At 35.2% G+C, this 862-nt stretch carries 2 pseudogenes; both read right to left on the bottom strand.

The window, feature by feature from the left end:
• Positions 1-362 (bottom strand): annotated as a pseudogene (locus DWY37_RS15665) (hypothetical protein); the annotation flags it as partial.
• A gap of 212 nt (positions 363-574) precedes the next feature.
• Positions 575-862, bottom strand: a pseudogene (locus tag DWY37_RS15670) (hypothetical protein); the annotation flags it as partial.

Here is an 862-nt window from a genome sequence, read left to right on the forward strand (position 1 = left end):
TCTGTCAAATATTCAGAAGCATTTTCGTCCAGCCATTTTTCAAAAACCTCTGATTGATTTTCCGAACAGCCTTCAAACGCATTTTGTTCTCCAGAAATGGAAGTTGCTTTCAAATCTAATTTGAATAAATTTTCACATTTATATTCTGCTGGTATCTCTCTTATCTCTCCCATAATAGATGAAAAATGCATTGTATGAAAATCCGATACCTTATTACGAGCAGTCTCAACTAACTTTCTTGCTGAATCACTGATTTTCACATCATCCTCCGAAATAATATTCTGAGGAACAGTTGTTTTCTTCTCAACCTTATTTTTTATCATCTCTGGATTATTAATATACCTATTTCCTTGAACTTTCATAGCAACCTCCTTAAGTTAGTCCACACTTTCTATACTTCTTTATCTATCTTGCTCGATGTCAAAGAACCTGCATCTATTTTCAGGTAATCTACATCACTGTCATTGCTCAATGAACCAATAAAACGATTTATATCTACTGACTTTCTGCCACTCTACTCTCTGGTGATGCCATCCAATGCACCAATTTGATATTTTCCTTTTATCGAATCCTCTTATGCCTTAATATCAAAACTTGATCTATCAGGTGCAGAAATACTCACAGATTCTGCTACAAGGCTCTGTGTCATACTTTTTACATCATTACCAGTTATGGATAAGGTATAATCACCCGTTTCTTTTCTTTCTGCCGATTTTTCTGCACGTTGCTTTGCAGCTTTTTCTTCCTCTGCTTTTTTAGCAGCTCTTTTTTCTTTTACCTTTTCCTCTTTTTCTCTGTTCTCTTTTGCCTTTCGTTCAGCATTCTCTTTCGCTATTTTCCCATCTGGATCATTTGTACAAGA

This window comes from Roseburia sp. AF25-13LB (genome assembly GCF_003478915.1).
In the GTDB taxonomy this organism is placed as follows: Bacteria; Bacillota; Clostridia; order Lachnospirales; family Lachnospiraceae; genus Roseburia_C; species Roseburia_C amylophila.